This window comes from Kibdelosporangium banguiense (assembly GCF_017876405.1).
Taxonomy (GTDB): Bacteria; Actinomycetota; Actinomycetes; order Mycobacteriales; family Pseudonocardiaceae; genus Kibdelosporangium; species Kibdelosporangium banguiense.
Map to the genome: position 1 here is coordinate 11,669,153 of NZ_JAGINW010000001.1, position 14,059 is coordinate 11,683,211.

Here is a 14,059-nt window from a genome sequence, read left to right on the forward strand (position 1 = left end):
TGACGCTGCGCCCGCACCCAGTCACTAATGGGTGAGGGCGCAGCGTACCGCGCGTCCGATGAGGTTGGTGTTTTCCCTCAACGAAAGCGGTTAGCTCTTCTTGGTCTGCTCCAGCGCGGGCGCGACCTCGGCGGTGGACTTGGGAGTCGGGTCCTGCTTCTTCTCGTCCTCTTCCACCTCTTCGACGATGTCCTCGTCGTCCTCGATCTCCTCTTCGACCTCCGGGCCGACCTTCTCGCGGATCGCGGCACGCAGCCAGGTGGTCACCACGCCGTCGGCGATCTCCAGGTCAACCGTTGCCTCATCGTCGGTGTCCGCGACAGTGGCGTACAGGCCGGAGGTGGTCATCACCCGGTCGCCGACGCCGATCGAGTTCTGCAGCTCCTGCTGCTGCGCCATCGCCCTCTTCTGCTTGCGGCTCATCAGCACCATGGGCACGATGAGCACCGCGATCAGCAGAAACGGAAGCAGTTGCCCGAGGTTCATTTCTCTCCGTTCGGCGGACATCCCGTTGGAGTGGAAATGCCCGATTGTTCTGGTTGCCTGCCGCCGAGTGTGCCACCAACGCGTTACGCGCTGTGCGCGCGGTCACTCTTCGAACAGCGTAGGCGCCGCCTGACCTGGTGCGTCGTTCGGGGCTTGCAACCCGAGGTGCGCCCACGCGGTCGCAGTCGCTACTCGGCCACGAGGGGTCCTTGCCAGCATGCCAGCACGTACCAGGTACGGCTCGCACACTTCCTCCACGGTAGTTGACTCCTCCCCCACCGCGACAGCCAAAGTCGAAATACCGACCGGTCCACCGCCGAACGACCTGACCAGCGCGTTCAGCACGGCCCGGTCCAGCCGGTCGAGGCCCAGCTCGTCGACGTCGTAGACCTCGAGCGCGGCTTTCGCCACATCAATCGTGACCGCTCCGTTAGCACGCACTTCCGCGTAGTCCCGGACCCGGCGCAGCAGCCGGTTGGCGATCCGGGGTGTGCCACGGGACCGTTTGGCGATCTCCACGGCGCCGTCCGGCCGCAGGTCGACGCCCAGAATCGTGGCCGAGCGGGTGAGCACCCGCTCCAGTTCGTGCGGCTCGTAGAACTCCATGTGCGCGGTGAAGCCGAATCGGTCACGCAGCGGACCCGTCAGCACCCCTGATCGGGTGGTGGCTCCCACCAACGTGAACGGCGCGATGTCCAGCGGGATGCTCGTGGCGCCGGGGCCTTTGCCGACCACGACGTCCACCCGGAAGTCCTCCATCGCCAGGTAGAGCATCTCCTCGGCGGGCCGGGCGATCCGGTGGATCTCGTCGATGAACAGCACGTCGCCTTCGACCAGGTTCGACAGCATGGCGGCGAGGTCGCCGGCACGCTCCAGCGCCGGCCCGGACGTGATCCGGATGGCACTGCCCAGCTCAGCGGCGATGATCATCGAGAGGCTGGTCTTGCCCAGGCCGGGCGGGCCGGAGAGCAGGACGTGATCTGGCGGTGCGCCCCGGCGCATGGCGCCTTCGAGCACGAGTTCGAGCTGTTCACGCACCCGCGCCTGGCCCACGAACTCGCTCAGCCGCTTGGGCCGCAGCGTCGCCTCGACGTCACGGTCCTCGGGCTCGGCGAGCGGCGAGAGCGCGTCGTCCTCGTCGGCCACCGGGCCGCGATAGTCGTCGTGCACGCCCGGCCTCCTAACGCTTGCGGCCGAGGATGGCCAAGGACTTGCGCAGCACACCCGCGGTGTCGGCAGCCGAATTTTCGGAAAGCACGCCATCGACTGCCTGCTCAGCGGCCTTCATCGCGAACCCGAGGCCGACCAGGGCCTCCACCACGGAGCCGCGGACCGCGCTCGCGGACGGCGCGACGGGCGATTCGCCCGCGCTCTGCCACGCCCCGACCTTGTCGCGCAGTTCGATGATCAGCCGTTCCGCGCCCTTCTTGCCGATGCCGGGCACCTGCGTGAGCATCGCGACATTGCCCTCGGACAGGGCCGCGCGCAGTTTGTCGGGCTCCAGCACGGCGAGCATGGCGAGACCGAGCCGTGGTCCGATACCGGAGACCGTCAGCAGCATCCAGAACAGGTCACGAGCGTCGGCGTCGGCGAAACCGAACAGCGTCAGCGAGTCCTCGCGCACGATCAGCGCGGTGAACAGCTGCGCCTCCTCGCCTCTGCGGAGCGTGGCCAGCGTCGAGGGCGCGGCCTGGACAGCGAAGCCGACGCCACCGACCTCGATCACGGCGTGGTCGAGCCCGACCGACAGCACCGGTCCGCGTACCGACGAGATCACGGCTTCGTTCCTCCTGCTTTCCGAGCCTTGGTTGCTGCAGCCAGCCGCGCCTTGTGCACCCGGGCGAGTTCGGCCGCGCGCCGCTCGGCCTCCTCCAGCCGGGACCGCATCGGCGCGCGCCAAATGTGACAGATGGCCAACGCGAGCGCGTCGGCGGCATCCGCCGTGCCGGGACGTTCCGTGAGCCTCAGCAGGCGCATGACCATCGCGGTCACCTGCGCCTTGTCCGCACGCCCAGAGCCCGTGACAGCAGCCTTGACCTCGCTGGGTGTGTGGAACTCGACCTTCAGGCCGCGCCGGGCTGCCGCGACCGCGACCACGCCGCCCGCCTGCGCGGTGCCCATCGCGGTCTGGACGTTGTACTGACTGAACACGCGCTCGACCGCGACCACATCCGGCTTGTGCAGATCCAGCCAGCCCTCGACAAAGTCCGACACCGCCAGCAGCCGCTCCGCCAACGCCGCCTCGACCGGCGTACGGACCGTGTCGACCGCGACGCACGTGACCTTGCGGCCAGTCCCACCGTCGACCACGGCCACACCGCACCTGGTCAGGCCCGGGTCGACACCGAGCACCCGCACACCATCACCTCTCTGAACGCTTGTTCGAGAGCGTAACGGGTGGCCGGTCCGCAACCGCGCAGACACGCTTGTGGTTGGTTGGATGCATGACCCCGGAGGAGATCATCAAGGCGCTTGACCTGCAGCCACTGCCCGTGGAAGGCGGGCTGTACAAGGAGAACCTCAACGGCGATCCGAACGCGTCGGCGATCTACTACATGCTTGTCGCGCCGCAGTTCTCGCGGCTGCACAAGCTGGAGAACCTGGAGATCTTCGTCTACCACGCGGGAGCGCCCGCGCGGATGCTCCTGCTGCACCCCGACGGGACCGTCGAGCGGCCGTTGCTGGGCATGGATCTGGCCGCGGGGGAACGTCCGCAGGTGATCGTGCCCACCGGGACCTGGCAGGCCACCGAGACGACCGGCGAGTGGAGCCTGCTCGGCACGATGATGTCGCCGCCGTACAGCGACGACATCATCACTTATGCCGACGCGGGCATCCTCGCCGCCGGTTATCCCGCTGCCACCGAGGACATCTCCCGTTTGGCCTGACGCCGTTCGGCTCGCCTGTCGAGCCAGGACAGCCATGGCGCGGTCATCACGGTCGTCACGATCGCGACGAGCACCAGCGCGCTGAACAGTGCCGGGGTGACGATCCCGGTCTGCAGCCCCACATTCAGCGCGATCAACTGCATCAGGCCACGGGCGTTCATCAGCACGCCGACCCGGATCGCCACGGAGTTCTCCTCCCCGGCCAGCCGGCCACCGAACCAGCACGCCCCGAACTTGCCGAGGATCGCCACGGCGACGCACCCGAGCGAGACGAGCAGCAGTGGCAGGGTGAACAGCAGCCCGAACTCGGTGTTCAGGCCGGAGTACGCGAAGAACAGCGGCAGGAACACGATCTTGGTGACCGGGCTGATCGCCGCGACCACCCGGTTGCCGATCTCAGTGCGCGGGAAGATGAAGCCGAGACAGAACCCGCCGAACACCGAGTAGAGCCCGATCAGGTCGGTCCACCAGGCTGCCGCGAACAGCGCGACCGCCGTCACCAGCACCAGGTGCTCGACGGCGGCACCGGGCCGCGCCATGATCCAGTTCAGCGCGGGCCGGACCCCGAACCAGAGCGCCAGGACGAACAGCAGCGTTCCGCCCCCGGTGACCAGGATCTTGTTCGGATCGCCGGTGGCCAGCCCGATCGTCAGCGCCAGCAGGATCCACGCCACGCCGTCGTCGATCGCGCCCGCCGCCAGCGACAGCGACCCGAGCCTGGAGCCGGTCAGGTTGCGTTCACTGATGATCCGCGCCAGCATCGGGAACGCCGTGATCGCCAGCGCCACACCGACGAACAGCGCCGAGACGCCGACCGGGACGCCGTCTTTGAGAATGTCGGCATGCCCGTGGACCAGCAGGATGAACGCAACGCCGAGGACCAGCGGCGCGGTCACCCCTGCCAGCGAAACCGTCGCCGCGGGCCGGCCGAGGCCACGGACCTTCTGCTGGGCGAACTCGTGACCGACCCCGAACATGAACGCCACCAGCCCGATGTGGCTGACGACGTAGATCATCGGCCGCACGGCGTCCGGGAACAGGGCATTCTGCACGCCCGGCAGCACCAGCCCCAGCAAGGACGGCCCGAGCAGGACACCCGCGATCATCTCGCCGACGACGGGTGGCTGGCCGAGTCGGCGGGCGGCCATGGCCACCAGCCGGCAGGTGATCAGGATGATGACCGCGGCCAGGAAGAACCGCGCTGTAGTGGTTGCGATGTCCATCTGGGGTCCCTCATTCCACGGCCGGCTGGCCATCGAAGTAGCGGCGGCACAGCTGGTGCCGACGGGCGTCCCAAACCATGTAGCTGCCCAGCACGAGCTGGGTGAGGCTGCGTGACACGTCCTCCCAGCGGTCACGCAGCCTCATGAAGGCCAGCCGCGCCCCCAGCGCCCGCTTCGCGGATGACCGCCGGTCGGACAGCAGGCATGGCCCTCGATTGGGGATGGATCTGGTGTGCGCGGCCGAGGTCCGCAACTCGAAGCGGCCCAGCGTCCGCATCGCCACCACGCGCATCGTGACCGGCATCAGCCCACGCGCCGGGCAGGCCCGGTTGGCGGTGATGCCGTACGGGACGTGGTTGGCTTGCTTGACCGGCAACGCCTTCCACCGCTCCGGCCGGAACCGGCCGGGCTCCTGGAACCCGGACTGGTGGAAGTCGGGATAGTTGAACAACAACACCGAGCCCGCCGGGATGGTGTGACTCTCCACGGCTATGTCCGCGCTGGTGATCCGGTGCGCGATGCCGAACAGCGGGTACAGCCGCAGCGTCTCGTCCATCACGTTGTCCAGGTCGGCCGTGCCGATGATCAGGCCGCGCTGGACATCAGGATGCTGCGCGATGGCCATCAGCAGGTGTGCCATGGCTTCGCTGGACTGGACGACGGCCGTGTTGAAGAACGTGCCCTGCAGGTACCAGGCCTGTTCACGCACTGAGAATCCCTCGGGCAGCCGATGCGGCACCTCACCTGCCTCGATCCGGCCGATCAGGTAACTGGTCAGCCGTTCGCGTTTGGCCATGTGCCGCAGACCGCAACACTTCAACGCGGTCACCACGTCGTTGGCGTTGCCGACGATGAGATCCCGCGCGTCGCGAGGGCACGGCTCGGCGAACACCATCTCGTAGTAGAACTCGGCCCAGATCGGCATCATCAGATCCCGTAGCCGGACCGTGTTCACCTTCCTGGTCAGTCCACTGAGGACATGATCGGTGCAGCCGGACACCACCGTGCCCGCCTTCGCGTGCGCTCCGGCGAGGATGCGGCGGGTGGTCCTGGCGACCTCGGTGTACCGCTCCCCCGGCTCCAGATGTTCCTGGTGCACCTGCGGGCCCGGCGCCAGCCAGTACCAGAACAGGTCCGACAGCACCGCTCCCCTGCTGCGACCGTCGGCGGCCGGATGCTCGTACAGCGAACGGAACTGCGACACCTCGACCTGCACGCCCTCGTCGCCGTTGACGCGGGCAAATATCCGTACCCGCAGCTTGACAACGAGATCCGGCAGCCAGAACGGCAGGCTTACCAGCAACACCACGAGCGCCGCGATGATCGTGATCAGCACGGCGCCTCCCGGAGGAGATCGCGCGGGATGTCGTGCACCGACGAGCATCCACACAACGCGAGCGCCCGATCGAGTTCGTCTCGCAGCATGCGCAGGACCTGGGCGACTCCGGTCTGACCACGAGCGGCCAGACCCCACAACACCGGCCGCCCGATCGCCACCCCGTCGGCGCCCAGAGCAAGCGCTTTCACGACGTCCGTACCGCGCCGGACGCCCCCGTCGACGAGCACGGGAATGTCCACGGCCGCGACAACATCCGCAACCGCGTCGATCGTGGCGACCACGGTGTCCAACTGCCGCCCGCCGTGGTTGGACACCATCAGCGCACTGACCCCGTGCGCGGCCGCGAGCACGGCGTCCGCCGGATGCATGAGTCCTTTCAGGACGATCGGCAGCCCGGTCACCGACCGCAGCCGCTGGACGTGCTCCCAGTCCAGGTCCCGGATCATCTCGATCGGCCGCACGCCGCCGTCCCCGGCCAGACCGCGCATGTTCTCGCAGTACAGGCCTTCCGGCAGATCATGGAAACCGTGCCGGTGGTCGCGTTCCCGCCGCCCGAACACTGTCGAGTCGACAGTGACGACCAACGCCCGGCAGCCCGCGTCCTCGGCGCGCCGCACAAGCGCCTCGGTGACCTTGGAATCGGATTGGATGTAGAGCTGGAACCACAGCGGCAGATCGGCACCGCCGGCCTTGGCGATGTCCTCCACCGCGACCGTCGAGGCCATGCTGGCGATCATCAGCGTGTCCGCCTCGGCGGCCGCCCGCGCGGTCGCCAGCTCGCCCTCGGGATCGGCCAGCCGGTGAAACGCCGTCGGCGCGATCACCACCGGCATGGCGATGTCCGCACCCAGCAACGATGTTCGCAAGTCCGGTGCGGCGTTCCCGCGCAGGACCCGGGGTAACAGCCGGAGGCGAGCGAATGCCGACTCGTTCGCCCGCAGCGTCACCTCGTCGTCCGCGCCACCCGCGAAGTAGTCATACGCGGACAGCGGCAGGCGGTCCCGCGCCAGCGCCTCGAACTCGCGTAGTGACAACGGTCCTGACATCGGTCAGTCCGCTGTCGTGAGCACAGTCTGCAGCAGCCGCTCGGCCAGGAAATCGGTCACCGGCTTGCGATGGGCGTGCTCGTCGGTCCAGTCGTTCTCCAGGTTCTCGGCGACGTGGTGCTCGGCGAGCAGCGCGCCCCGTTCGAAGTGCCGGATCACCGGGTGCAGGTAGGCCGCGTCGTGCGCCTGCTCGGCGTTGTTCTGGGCCACGCGCCGGACGTTGATGTCGAAGGGATCGACTTTGTCGTGGTCCGGGCCGTACTCGAGGGTGATCGTGAAGTACCGGTGGGCGAACTCGCTGTCGTGCGCGTAGTCGACCGGCATCTCCTCGTAGTACCTCGCGTCGCGCCCGTCGGGGACGATCACGTCGCCGAGCATCGCGAACTGCTGCCACAGCGCGGAACTGCGGTTCACCCGATTGAGAATCGCGTCCGTCAACGTGTTCGCGTCGGCGATGTGCGAGACATGCGGCCAGTCACGGCCCTCGTACTTGCGCTCCAGAATCCGGTGCAACGCCTTGACGGTGTAACGGAATCCGTGGATGAACCCGCTCGTGGACTTCTTGAAGTCACGGACCTGCATCATCGTTCCGGCGAAATGCAGGCCCGGCACGTTGACCGACTCCCATTCACTGGTCTGCGCCGGGAACCGGTCGTTGATGACCAGCGCCGGACGGCAGTTCTCAGCGAAGATCGAGGTGTCGAACCGGAACCCGGTGCACGCGATGATCCGGTGGTACGGGATGTCCTTGACGATCTCGTTGGCCCGCGAGAAGCTCACCGAGACGATGAAACCGTCGCCTTCCCTGCGGATCCCGACGATGTCGCCGTCCAGGATCGCGTTCTGCGACTTGAGCTGATAGGTGTCCAGGAAGTTGTTGTTGACCGCCCGCAGATGCCCGACAAAGTGCGTCTGCCAGGCGAACCGGACCGAGTGCGGACCGGCGACGTGGATGACACCCGCGGTCTCGACGAGGTTGTCGGCGGTCTCGAACGCCGAGTTGCCCTTGCCGATGATCAGTACCCGCTGATCGAGAAAGTCCTGTGGATCAACGGAAACCGTGCCGTACTGCTCAGCGAGCCCGATCCCAGGGATATCAGGTATGTACGGCTTGGACGGGCCGGTGGCGACGACAAGATGCGGAGCCTCGTACACCGCACCGTTGCTGTCGACGACCCGGAAGTTCTTGTCCTTGCTCACTTCGACGGCCCGAGCGTTGTAACGCACGTTGAGCTCGAGCTTCTCGGCGTAGTCGGCCAAGTAGCGGACCATGTCGCCGGCGTCCGGGAAATATCGTGGCGTGTACTTGGTGAACAGCAGATCGTCGTTGTCCGAGAGCAGCGAGTTCCAGTCCATCCGCAGGTTGAACTCGGGATCGTCGATCCCGGTGTGCGGCTTGTTGATCGAGATCAGCTGACGGTGCCGCGGGAACGTCTCAAAGAAGTGCCCCGCGCCCGGGCCCGCCTCCAGCAGCAGGTAGTCGTGACCGGCACGCTGCAGGAAGTACCCGAGCTGCAGCCCCGCCGGTCCGGCACCGATCACCAGATAATCCGTGGTCGTGACCATGCATCTCCTCCGCGATACGCGCCTTTTCAGGCGCGGGCCTCGTAGTGCACGGTTCACTACGCACGTAACCGCGGTTTAGTTCGGCAGACGGCCACAAAAGTTCTCGGCCGGTAGGTTTGGCCCGTGCCACAGCGGGTGTGTATCGAAGACCGGGACATTCGCAGGACGAGTCGCCCGCACTATTGATCCGGCCTACCGCATTTCCGCACGGCGATCCGAGTGATCAATACGGATATACCGCGCGCATCGGTCACGGACCGTTGAAGCCGGGCATCCAGCTTTCCGGGCGGCCGCTTTCGGTCAGCACGTGCTGCCAGTCCGAGAAGCCGTCCGGGGCTTCGGGTGACCAGGGCCAGTGGCCTTCGGCGGTCGGCAGGATCAGCTGCAGCGCCGGGAAATCGCCCTTGCGATAGAGCACGAACGCGCTGCCGAAGTACTCCATGTAGTGGCCCTTGTTGACGCGCTCGACCGTGATCGGCACGTTGTCGAAGAAGTTCTCGTAGAGGTGGCCGGGCAGGAACCGCTCACCGGCCTTGGCCCGCTCCAGGTAGGCGTTGACCAGCACCGGGCCCATGTCCAGGGGCAGGCCCAGCACGACGGCCTCGGCGATGCCGAACCGGCGCCACGCCCCGACCGAGAAGGTGTACCCGGCGCCTTCGTCGTCGGGAGGGACTTCGATGACAGCGCAACCGTTGACTTCGGTCTCGTGCAGTAACCAGTCGCGGAATCGCTGCTCATCGGGGTTCAGGGGCGCGGTGGTCACATGCCCATTCTGCATGTGTCACCCGTTCGGGGCGTAACCCGGTGGTGATATCCGGGTCTTGGCTCGCCCGAACGCGTACAGCAGGTAGCCCAGAGCCGTGAGCGCCACGATGAACCCGGCCACCACGCCGGGGAAGCTCGGCCGGCCAGGGTTGAGGAACCGGCCGTAGAGCGTCAGGTCGGCGGCCACGTAGTAGATCAGGTACAGCAACGGGTAGCCGAGCCACGTCACCGGGTACCACCACCTCACCGCCCGCTGGTTGCGGCCGACCAGCAGGAAGTCGGCGAGCACGGCCACCGGCGTGATCATGTGCTCGAACAGCGAGTCCACCCGGCTCAGGTTGCCGCCGAGCAGCGTCATGTAGGTGACGCAGACCAGCATCAGCAGGACCGTCAACGCACCGCGCAGCCACGGCGAACGCGGCTCCGGGCGGCCTTTGACCAGTGGATACACCGCCAGCCAGGTGTAGCCGAGGCCCGTGAGCAGGCTGGCCTGCTGACTCAGCGCGATCAGCGGGTCGTTCAGGCGGCTGACAGCGACGAAGAACCCGAAGAAACCGCAGAACGCCACGAACAGACGCCAAACAAGGACCCCGGGCAGTGCCCGGGGCCCTGTCGGTACTGCTTCGTCGGCGGTCAGCCCACCGCCTCCATGATCTCGTCGCTTACATCGAAGTTCGCGAAGACGTTCTGCACGTCGTCGCAGTCCTCAAGCGCGTCGATCAGCTTGAAGACCTTCTTGGCACCGTCGACGTCCAGCGGAACCGACACCGACGGCAGGAAGCTCGACTCGGCCGACTCGTAGTCGTAGCCCGCGTCCTGCACTGCCTTGCGGACCGCGACCAGGTCGGTCGCCTCGGAGACGATCTCGAAGCTCTCGCCGAGGTTGTTGACCTCTTCGGCGCCCGCGTCGATGACCGCCATCAGCACGTCGTCCTCGGACAGGTCACCTGAGGGCAGCAGTACCACGCCCTTGCGGTTGAACAGGTAGGCCACCGAGCCGGGGTCCGCCATCGAGCCGCCGTTGCGGGTCATCGCGGTACGGACCTCGCCCGCCGCCCGGTTGCGGTTGTCGGTCAGGCACTCCACCAGCAGCGCCACGCCGTTCGGGCCGTAGCCCTCGTACATGATGGTCTGCCACTCGGCGCCACCCGCTTCCTCACCGGCGCCGCGCTTGCGCGCACGCTCGATGTTGTCCAGCGGGACCGAGTTCTTGCGCGCCTTCTGCATGGCGTCGTACAGCGTGGGGTTGCCGTCCGGGTCGCCCCCGCCGGTCCGCGCGGCGACCTCGATGTTCTTGATCAGCTTCGCGAACAGCTTGCCACGCTTGGCGTCGAGGGCGGCCTTCTTGTGCTTCGTAGTCGCCCACTTGGAGTGGCCGCTCATCTCTCCTCCGTCGTCTTCGCGCCAGTCATGGTCGCCCGGACCATCTCCGTGAACAGCCGGTGTACCCGCCCGTCACCGGTCAGCTCCGGGTGAAAGGCAGTGGCCAGCACGGACCGTTGCCGAACCGCGACGATCCTACCGGCGGCGGCCCCGGCCGTTTCGGTGTCCGGCACTGTCGCCAGCACTTCCACCTCAGGCGACACCGATTCGACCCACGGGGCGCGGATGAACACAGCGTGCAACGGGCCGCCGTCGATCCCGGTGAACTCCAGGTTGCCTTCGAACGAGTCGACCTGCCTGCCGAACGCGTTGCGCCGCACGATCATGTCGATCCCGCCGAGCTGGTGCTGGTCAGGCCGGCCGTCCAGCACCTTGCTGGCGAGCATGATCATGCCCGCGCAGGAGCCGTAGGCGGGCAGGCCGTCGGCGATCCTGCCCTTCAGCGGTTCGAGCAGCTCGAACGTCTCGAGCAGGCGGGACATCGTGGTCGACTCGCCGCCCGGCAGCACGATCCCGTGCAGCCCGTCCAACTCCTCGACCCGGCGCACCGGCCGGACCTGCGCGCCGCACTCGGTCAGGGCAGCCGCGTGCTCCCGCACGTCACCCTGCAACGCGAGCACACCGATCACTGGCTGAGCCGTCACCCTGGATTCCCTCCCGAAACGCCTGCCCACCAGCTTAGAAGACCGGGTGACGCCGCCTCGCCGTGCCCGCCGTGATCGTCACTCCGTGGTCGGCCGACAGCACCCCGTCGCTGCCTGCTTGTCCGCGTCGGACCGTGGGCCGTTGGGGTCTTCGGCGGAACCGGCGATCTTGGCCAGCCACTCCGCCGCGGGCTCCGCGTTCGTGTACTCGTCGTGCCAGTTCCACCACTGGTAAGGCTGGGTCTGCGGATAGCCGTCGGGCGAGTCCTCCCACTCCTCCTGCCGGCCGAGCGCGGTGATGTCGAGGTAGCTCCAGGTGTTGCCCATCGCCTCGTCACCACGGCTGTTGATGAAGTAGGTACGGAACACGCTGTCGCCGTCGTGGATGAACGCGTTCGTGCCGTGCCAGTCGTTCACGCCGAAGTCGGTGTCGAACTCGTCGGTCATGGTGTACCAGGGCATCGTCCAGCCCATACGTGCCTTCAGGCGTTCGATGTCCGGCTGCGGCGCGCGTGAGGCGAAGACGAGGGTGGTGTCGCGGGCGTTCAGATGCGCCACGTGGGCGACCTGGTCGGCCACCATGGAGCAGCCGCGGCACGCGTGTTCGGGCCAACCGAAAACGCCGGGTTCGAAGAAGGCGCGGTAGACGATCAGCTGGCGCCGGCCTTCGAACAGGTCGAGCAGGCTGAGCCTGCCCTGAGGCCCGTCGAACGCGTACTGCTTCTCCACCGCCAGCCACGGCATCCGCCTGCGCTCGGCCGCCAGCGCGTCCCGGGCGCGGGTCAGTTCCTTCTCTTTGACAAGCAGCTGCTGACGCGCTGCTTCCCATTGCTCTGACGTGACGATCGTGGGTGTCTTCATGATGCGTCTCCCGCCTTCCGGTCGAGATGGTCTTTCAGCGCTGTGAGCGGGCTGTCCCAGTCTCGGGCCAACGCCGCCAGGAACTGCTGCGCGACCTGCATGGGCGCGGACCGCAACCGGTAGCGCACGCGGCGGCGCTCCCCCGGTTCGGCCGTCACCAGGCCGGCTTCGGTCAGCAGGGCTAGATGTTTGGCGATCGCCTGCCGCGTGATCGGCAGCCGGGCGGCCAGGTCGGTGGCCGTGGCCGGCCCGTCCTTGGCCAGCGCGCCCAGGATGGCGCGCCGGCTCGGATCGGCCAGTGCGGCGAAGACCTGCTCGGCGATCGCTTCGATGTCAGGCGGCATCGAGGTATTCGACCAGTTCCCCCAGCTCGCTCGCCCACCCCTGGGTGTTGCCGTCGAAGGCCGTGCGGTAGGCGTCCTCAGGCAACTGGGAGAAGCCGCTCTCGACGACAGTCAGCCGCGTGCCCGCGCCGACAGGTTCGAGCGTGAACTCGACGTACGTCCGGCGGGGGTCATCCTCGGGCAGCCCGTAGATATGCCAGGTGAATCCGAACGCGTTCGGCTCGTCCACGCGTTCCACCCGCATGGTGGCCTTGTGCCCGTTGTCCCAGCTCATCGTGGCCTCACCGCCCGGCCGCAGGTCGATCGTGGCCTCGTTGCCGAACCACGTGCCCAGACCTTCGGCCGTGGTGAGCGCGGCCCAGACCTTGGCCGGCGGGTGGGCGATCTCCATGGTCCGTTCGATGCGATCGGGAAATCCCATGACAGGCCTCCAATGAGTAGCAACCGTTTGGTTGCTACTCACGTTATGGCAACCAAACGGTTGCGTCAAGCTGGCCGACCGGCACTGGTTCGGATGCGTTCGAGCCGCGGGTGATGGCGTTGGCGTTGATGGCCGCGCTGGAAACTGTGCCCGCGAACTGTTCGCGCGCCCGGACACCGATGTCGCCGGGTTCGCGAGCGAACTCGCGACCGTCTTCGTGCGGGCGGTCAAAAACTGAAGGGGCAGCAACGCCCGTGGAGGCGTCGCTGCCCGCTCGGGATCAACCGCGGCGGTCGACCGGCGGGATGATCTGGGTGGCATCCTGGTCGCGGCCGGCATGCTTGCGGTTCTTGAGGCGGACCACGACGAACAGCGCGACCGCGATGGCGACCGCAACGATCACGATCTTCTGGAAGATGTCGGCGTAGTCGCTGACCTTGTGCCAGTTCACGCCCAGTCCGTAGCCGGCCATGACGAAGATCGTGTTCCAGATCAGGCTGCCCAGGGTGGTCAGCAGCAGGAACTTGGCGATGTTCATCCGCTCCACACCGGCCGGCAACGAGATCACGCTGCGGAACAACGGGATCATCCGGCCGAGGAACACCGCTTTGGTGCCGTGCTTGGCAAACCAGGCCTCAGACCGGTCGAAGTCCCGCACCTTCATCAGCGGGATCTTGGCGATCACCTTGCGAGTGCGCTCCCGGCCGAGCCACGCGCCCAGCAGGTACACGATGATCGCACCGGCCACCGATCCCAGCGTCGTCCAGATCAGCGCCGCGGCGAGGCTGAACGTGCCCTGACTGGCCGAGAAACCCGCCAGCGGCAGCACAAGCTCACTGGGAATCGGCGGGAACAGGTTGTCCGCGCCGACCACGAGCGCGGCCCCCGGACCGCCCAGCACGTCCATCAGGTCGACCGCCCACCCGGCCAGGCCGCCCAGCGGTTCGGTGGCGGCTTCGGCAAGCAGGAATTGCGACATTGTTCGGTACCCCTTGACAGTGTCTGAAATGGATACCTGAAACCTATGAATTCCCCAGCACACCGGCAATGCGGCATGCCACCCAGCCGTTTGCGTGATATCCACAGGTCTCTG

The 14,059-nt window shown here is 67.1% G+C and carries 17 protein-coding genes; 1 reads left to right on the plus strand and 16 read right to left on the minus strand.

Annotation, left to right across the window (positions count from 1 at the left end):
• Positions 1–90: 90 nt before the first annotated feature.
• From yajC to ruvC, 4 genes are all read right to left on the minus strand, one after another.
• On the minus strand, positions 91–486 hold the full coding sequence (gene yajC, locus JOF56_RS52210; protein ID WP_209646863.1) for a preprotein translocase subunit YajC: 396 nt from the start codon (positions 484–486) through the stop codon (positions 91–93).
• A 102-nt stretch (positions 487–588) separates the two neighbouring features.
• Positions 589–1,656, minus strand: coding sequence for a Holliday junction branch migration DNA helicase RuvB (ruvB, locus tag JOF56_RS52215; RefSeq protein ID WP_307855672.1), 1,068 nt, complete (start codon positions 1,654–1,656; stop codon positions 589–591).
• A 10-nt stretch (positions 1,657–1,666) separates the two neighbouring features.
• Complete coding sequence (gene ruvA, locus JOF56_RS52220) at positions 1,667–2,263, minus strand: Holliday junction branch migration protein RuvA (protein ID WP_209646865.1); 597 nt, start codon at positions 2,261–2,263, stop codon at positions 1,667–1,669.
• On the minus strand, positions 2,260–2,844 hold the full coding sequence (ruvC, locus tag JOF56_RS52225) for a crossover junction endodeoxyribonuclease RuvC (protein ID WP_209646866.1): 585 nt from the start codon (positions 2,842–2,844) through the stop codon (positions 2,260–2,262). The genes ruvA and ruvC overlap by 4 nt, the downstream gene beginning before the upstream one ends.
• 86 nt (positions 2,845–2,930) lie before the next feature.
• Here ruvC and JOF56_RS52230 point away from each other — a divergent pair, with 86 nt between their 5' ends.
• Positions 2,931–3,374: a cupin domain-containing protein gene (locus JOF56_RS52230; RefSeq protein ID WP_209646867.1), complete on the plus strand. Its 444-nt coding sequence runs from the start codon at positions 2,931–2,933 to the stop codon at positions 3,372–3,374.
• On the opposite strand, the gene JOF56_RS52235 is transcribed toward JOF56_RS52230, so the two are convergent.
• From JOF56_RS52235 to JOF56_RS52290, 12 genes are all read right to left on the minus strand, one after another.
• Entirely contained in the window at positions 3,335–4,597 is a 1,263-nt protein-coding gene (locus JOF56_RS52235; protein WP_209646868.1) for a cation:proton antiporter, read from the minus strand. The genes JOF56_RS52230 and JOF56_RS52235 overlap by 40 nt on opposite strands.
• Positions 4,598–4,607: 10 nt before the next feature.
• Positions 4,608–5,933 (minus strand): cytochrome P450, encoded by a 1,326-nt coding sequence (locus JOF56_RS52240; protein WP_307855673.1) that lies wholly within the window; start codon positions 5,931–5,933, stop codon positions 4,608–4,610.
• Entirely contained in the window at positions 5,927–6,982 is a 1,056-nt protein-coding gene (locus tag JOF56_RS52245; RefSeq protein ID WP_209646870.1) for an alpha-hydroxy acid oxidase, read from the minus strand. Before JOF56_RS52245 ends, JOF56_RS52240 begins: the two co-directional genes overlap by 7 nt.
• Positions 6,983–6,985: 3 nt before the next feature.
• Positions 6,986–8,548 carry an NAD(P)-binding domain-containing protein gene (locus JOF56_RS52250; protein ID WP_209646871.1) on the minus strand — a complete coding sequence of 521 codons (1,563 nt, stop codon included), beginning with the start codon at positions 8,546–8,548 and terminating at the stop codon, positions 6,986–6,988.
• 250 nt (positions 8,549–8,798) lie between these two features.
• The gene (locus JOF56_RS52255) at positions 8,799–9,311 is read right to left on the minus strand and encodes a DUF4262 domain-containing protein (RefSeq protein WP_372448340.1); all 513 of its coding nucleotides are present in this window, start codon (positions 9,309–9,311) and stop codon (positions 8,799–8,801) included.
• 18 nt (positions 9,312–9,329) lie between these two features.
• Positions 9,330–9,881 (minus strand): hypothetical protein, encoded by a 552-nt coding sequence (locus tag JOF56_RS52260; protein WP_209646873.1) that lies wholly within the window; start codon positions 9,879–9,881, stop codon positions 9,330–9,332.
• A 65-nt stretch (positions 9,882–9,946) separates the two neighbouring features.
• Positions 9,947–10,696, minus strand: a complete 750-nt coding sequence (locus JOF56_RS52265) for a YebC/PmpR family DNA-binding transcriptional regulator (RefSeq protein WP_209646874.1) — start codon at positions 10,694–10,696, stop codon at positions 9,947–9,949.
• Complete coding sequence (pdxT, locus tag JOF56_RS52270) at positions 10,693–11,340, minus strand: pyridoxal 5'-phosphate synthase glutaminase subunit PdxT (protein WP_209646875.1); 648 nt, start codon at positions 11,338–11,340, stop codon at positions 10,693–10,695. The genes JOF56_RS52265 and pdxT overlap by 4 nt, the downstream gene beginning before the upstream one ends.
• A gap of 78 nt (positions 11,341–11,418) precedes the next feature.
• Positions 11,419–12,201: a DUF899 domain-containing protein gene (locus JOF56_RS52275; RefSeq protein ID WP_209646876.1), complete on the minus strand. Its 783-nt coding sequence runs from the start codon at positions 12,199–12,201 to the stop codon at positions 11,419–11,421.
• Positions 12,198–12,545 (minus strand): ArsR/SmtB family transcription factor, encoded by a 348-nt coding sequence (locus tag JOF56_RS52280; RefSeq protein WP_209646877.1) that lies wholly within the window; start codon positions 12,543–12,545, stop codon positions 12,198–12,200. Before JOF56_RS52280 ends, JOF56_RS52275 begins: the two co-directional genes overlap by 4 nt.
• Positions 12,535–12,966, minus strand: coding sequence for an SRPBCC domain-containing protein (locus tag JOF56_RS52285; RefSeq protein ID WP_209646878.1), 432 nt, complete (start codon positions 12,964–12,966; stop codon positions 12,535–12,537). The genes JOF56_RS52280 and JOF56_RS52285 overlap by 11 nt, the downstream gene beginning before the upstream one ends.
• Positions 12,967–13,246: 280 nt before the next feature.
• On the minus strand, positions 13,247–13,945 hold the full coding sequence (locus tag JOF56_RS52290; RefSeq protein WP_209646879.1) for a DedA family protein: 699 nt from the start codon (positions 13,943–13,945) through the stop codon (positions 13,247–13,249).
• Positions 13,946–14,059 lie beyond the last annotated feature (114 nt).

Bases quoted from the DNA above. Each gene is read 5' to 3' on its own strand.
- yajC (WP_209646863.1), bottom strand. From the start codon at position 486: ATGAACCTCGGGCAACTGCTTCCGTTTCTGCTGATCGCGGTGCTCATC.
- JOF56_RS52230 (WP_209646867.1), top strand. From the start codon at position 2,931: ATGACCCCGGAGGAGATCATCAAGGCGCTTGACCTGCAGCCACTGCCC.
- JOF56_RS52275 (WP_209646876.1), bottom strand. From the start codon at position 12,201: ATGAAGACACCCACGATCGTCACGTCAGAGCAATGGGAAGCAGCGCGT.
- JOF56_RS52250 (WP_209646871.1), bottom strand. From the start codon at position 8,548: ATGGTCACGACCACGGATTATCTGGTGATCGGTGCCGGACCGGCGGGG.
- JOF56_RS52265 (WP_209646874.1), bottom strand. From the start codon at position 10,696: ATGAGCGGCCACTCCAAGTGGGCGACTACGAAGCACAAGAAGGCCGCC.
- JOF56_RS52245 (WP_209646870.1), bottom strand. From the start codon at position 6,982: ATGTCAGGACCGTTGTCACTACGCGAGTTCGAGGCGCTGGCGCGGGAC.
- JOF56_RS52280 (WP_209646877.1), bottom strand. From the start codon at position 12,545: ATGCCGCCTGACATCGAAGCGATCGCCGAGCAGGTCTTCGCCGCACTG.
- JOF56_RS52285 (WP_209646878.1), bottom strand. From the start codon at position 12,966: ATGGGATTTCCCGATCGCATCGAACGGACCATGGAGATCGCCCACCCG.
- JOF56_RS52290 (WP_209646879.1), bottom strand. From the start codon at position 13,945: ATGTCGCAATTCCTGCTTGCCGAAGCCGCCACCGAACCGCTGGGCGGC.
- JOF56_RS52235 (WP_209646868.1), bottom strand. From the start codon at position 4,597: ATGGACATCGCAACCACTACAGCGCGGTTCTTCCTGGCCGCGGTCATC.